The sequence below is a fragment of the Dietzia timorensis genome, assembly GCF_020742175.1.
Lineage (GTDB): Bacteria > Actinomycetota > Actinomycetes > Mycobacteriales > Mycobacteriaceae > Dietzia > Dietzia timorensis_A.
In genome coordinates this window covers 1-2856 of the sequence record NZ_DYXM01000195.1, presented here as the reverse complement: position 1 = coordinate 2856, position 2856 = coordinate 1, and the positions used below count along the sequence as shown (strand labels likewise).

The 2856-nt window shown below is 68.3% G+C and carries 3 protein-coding genes and 1 pseudogene; 1 reads left to right on the top strand and 3 read right to left on the bottom strand.

The features are described from left to right. Positions 1-264, top strand: a pseudogene (locus K8V11_RS10000) (hypothetical protein); the annotation flags it as partial. A gap of 42 nt (positions 265-306) precedes the next feature. Here K8V11_RS10000 and K8V11_RS09995 read toward each other — a convergent pair. The 3 genes from K8V11_RS09995 to K8V11_RS09985 all read right to left on the bottom strand — a co-directional run. Further along, positions 307-711 (bottom strand): DoxX family protein, encoded by a 405-nt coding sequence (locus K8V11_RS09995; RefSeq protein ID WP_303913506.1) that lies wholly within the window; start codon positions 709-711, stop codon positions 307-309. A gap of 81 nt (positions 712-792) precedes the next feature. After that, positions 793-1662: an SDR family oxidoreductase gene (locus tag K8V11_RS09990; protein WP_303913503.1), complete on the bottom strand. Its 870-nt coding sequence runs from the start codon at positions 1660-1662 to the stop codon at positions 793-795. A 107-nt stretch (positions 1663-1769) separates the two neighbouring features. Next, positions 1770-2856 (bottom strand): bifunctional lysylphosphatidylglycerol flippase/synthetase MprF (locus K8V11_RS09985; RefSeq protein WP_303913500.1); only part of this gene is annotated, 1087 nt, incomplete at its 5' end.

Genomic DNA, 2856 nt, shown 5'->3' with positions numbered 1-2856 from the left:
GTCGCTGAGCAGCGGGAAAAGCGTGCGCTAGCCCAGGCTGCGCTTGGTGCCGGAAGCGGGAAGGCTCGGGGCGGTGGCCGAGTTGCCGGCCTGCGGATCGCCATCGCCACGCTGTCGCGCCGGCAGACGGTCGGGTTCGCGATCGTCGCGGTTTACGTCGCTCTAGTGGTTGCGAACTTCGTGTTCATGTCGCCGGTGCTCGTCGGGCAACCGATTACGCAGCTCGCCTGGCAGAACCATCAGTGGCTGCCGAGCTGGACGTAGTTCTCGCGGAAGCGGCCGCTCGTTCTTCGGCCGATGCGCTGATCAGCCGCCGAGCGCCTTGTCGAGACTGAACCGCCCGGCCCCGACGGCGGCCAGCAAGACCGAGCCGACGAACAGCGCCAGCACGAGCTCCCACCCCTGGTTCTCGGCGAACGGGCCATTGGTCGCGTGCACGAAATAGAAGGCGCCGAGCATGTCGACGGCCAGCAGAATGCCTGCGAGCGGCGTCAGGATCCCGAGGACAAGCGCCACCCCGGCCACGAGCTCGACACCGGCAACAATCGCCGCCGTGACCTCCGGCTGCGGGATCCCGATGGTGTGGAACTGGCCGGCCACGCGATCGAGGCCGAGGTCGAAGAACTTCTGCCAGCCGTGGGCGACGAAGATGACGCCGAGACCCAGGCGTGCCAGGAGCAGGGCGAAGTCGCGCAATCCGTCGAAACTCATCACGCTTCAAGACTTTATCGCGAAGCCTGCGGGCGCGCGGAGAGCGCCGGCGACGGGTCGCGCGATTGACGCGCGGCGCCGCTAGACCTCGACGCCCGCCTTCTTTGCCACGCTCAACAGGTAGCGGTTGAGCCCACGCATCGCGAGGTTGTAGGCGGGCGGGAAATAGCGCTGCGCGGCAAACGCCAGGGCGATGTCGCGGGACGTCTGGATGATGTATTTGCCCTTGGTGACGCCGACGATCATCTTCTTCGCGGCCTCTTCCGGGGTCACCGCGTGCTTGGAGAATCGCGCCTGCGCCTCGGCCACCGCGGGGTCGGTGGTGTCGACGCCGGAGATCTGAATCTTGTTGACCAGCGGGGTGTCGACGGCGCCGGGGGTGACGATGTGCACCGAGATGCGTTTGCTCTCGAGATCGAAGCGCAGCACCTCGGCGATGCCGCGGACACCGAACTTCGTGGCGCTGTACGCGCCATGCCACGGCATCCCGATGAGCCCGGCCGCGGACGACACCAAGGCCAGCGCGCCGGGGCGGCCCGCCTTCATCATCGGCGGGACGAACGATTCGACCACGTGGACTGTGCCCATGAGGTTGACGTCGACGAGGAGTTTCCAGTCCTCGTGCGCCATCTTGTCGACCGCGCCCCACTTGGAGGTTCCGGCGACGTGGAACACGGCCTCGGGCACTCCGAGCTCGGCGATCGCCTCGTCCGCGAATGCTTTCGTCTCCTCGAACGAGGTGATATCGAAGGCCCCCACGACAGGGGCCGATCCGGAAATCTCGCGGCAGCGCTGCGCCGTGGCCTCGAGTGTCTCGGCTTCGCGGTCGCACAGCGCGAGCCTCGCGCCGCGGGCGGCGAGGTCGAGCGCCGCCGCGCGGCCGATCCCGCTCGCCGCGCCCGTCACGACGCATGTGCGTCCCTGGAAGTCTGTGATTCTCGCCTTGGCCATGGTTGCCGTAGTCCTTTCCCGGAGCTGCAGGGTCCACCGTATCGACGTTTTTCCGGACGCGCGTCCAGTCCGGGGAATCTCGCAGTCCCCTTTATGCGGCCGCTTCCCTACCCTCCGTGGCCGCGGCGCAGCGCGACCCCGAGCGCCGCGACGAGCCGGGCGCTCTTGACCGTGGACACCTCTCCGACATAGGCGCGGGCGATCGCGCTGCCGATGAATCCCAGCGACGCCGACTCCTCGTAACACATAAAAAGCGGGACGTAGCTCGGCTGGAACTTCGCCTTGAACGCCAGCAGCGAGCGGAATCCGTACACCGGTTCCAGCGCGTGGCTCAGCCGCTCGAGCAGCGAGTCGAGGGCGGAGGCCGCCGGGCGGTTTTCGGCAGGTCCGGCGTCATCGGCACCGGCGGCGTGGCCCAGGTTCGTGCTCGCGAGCGGCGCCGCCGACAGCGAGACGAATTCCATCCCCTCGTCCTTGGCATCGAGTGCGCATGTGGCGATGAGGTATTCCATCGCGGGGCGGAACCCGTCTGCGCGGCGACGCATGAAGTCGAGGGTGAGTCCGACGAGTTCGCCCTCGCGGTACACCGGCATCCACGAGGTGATGCCGTGGACGGAGCCGCGCGCGTCGATCGCGAGAAGCAGGCGAACCTCGGGGTCGTCGAGCTCGTCGATCCCGCCGAGCGTGAACCCCATCTCGGGCAGCCCCTTGTCCGAGACCCACGCCTCGGAGATCTCGATGATCTGCTCCTTGAGCGCGAGCGGGCACTCGGACCAGCGGGTCCACAGCGAGGTCACCTCCTCCTTGCGGGCGCGGTTGATCGCGGTGCGCACGTCCTGGAATTTCTTGCCGCGGAATTCGAGTCCGTCGAGCTCGATCACGGTCTCCTCGCCCACGCGGACGCTGCGGAAACCCGCCCGCTCGCACGCCGCGCGCACGTCATCGCCCACGCTGTAAAAGCAAGGCACGCCGCCGCTGGCCAGCACGAAGTCGGTGAACTCGCGGACAGCCTCGGTCCGCGCCGCCGGGTCGCCGACCGGTTCGCCGACGGTGAGGAACACCCCGCCGATCTCGCGGTACGGCACGGCCGCGCGCCCCGAGGCGGCGACCCAATGCGAGTTCTCCGGCCACAGCCCCATCCAGGACAGGTTCGCGCCGCCCGGGTCGTGGATCAGTTCGCGTGTGACGGCGGAG

Bases quoted from the DNA above. Each gene is read 5' to 3' on its own strand.
- K8V11_RS09995 (WP_303913506.1), bottom strand. From the start codon at position 711: ATGAGTTTCGACGGATTGCGCGACTTCGCCCTGCTCCTGGCACGCCTG.
- K8V11_RS09990 (WP_303913503.1), bottom strand. From the start codon at position 1,662: ATGGCCAAGGCGAGAATCACAGACTTCCAGGGACGCACATGCGTCGTG.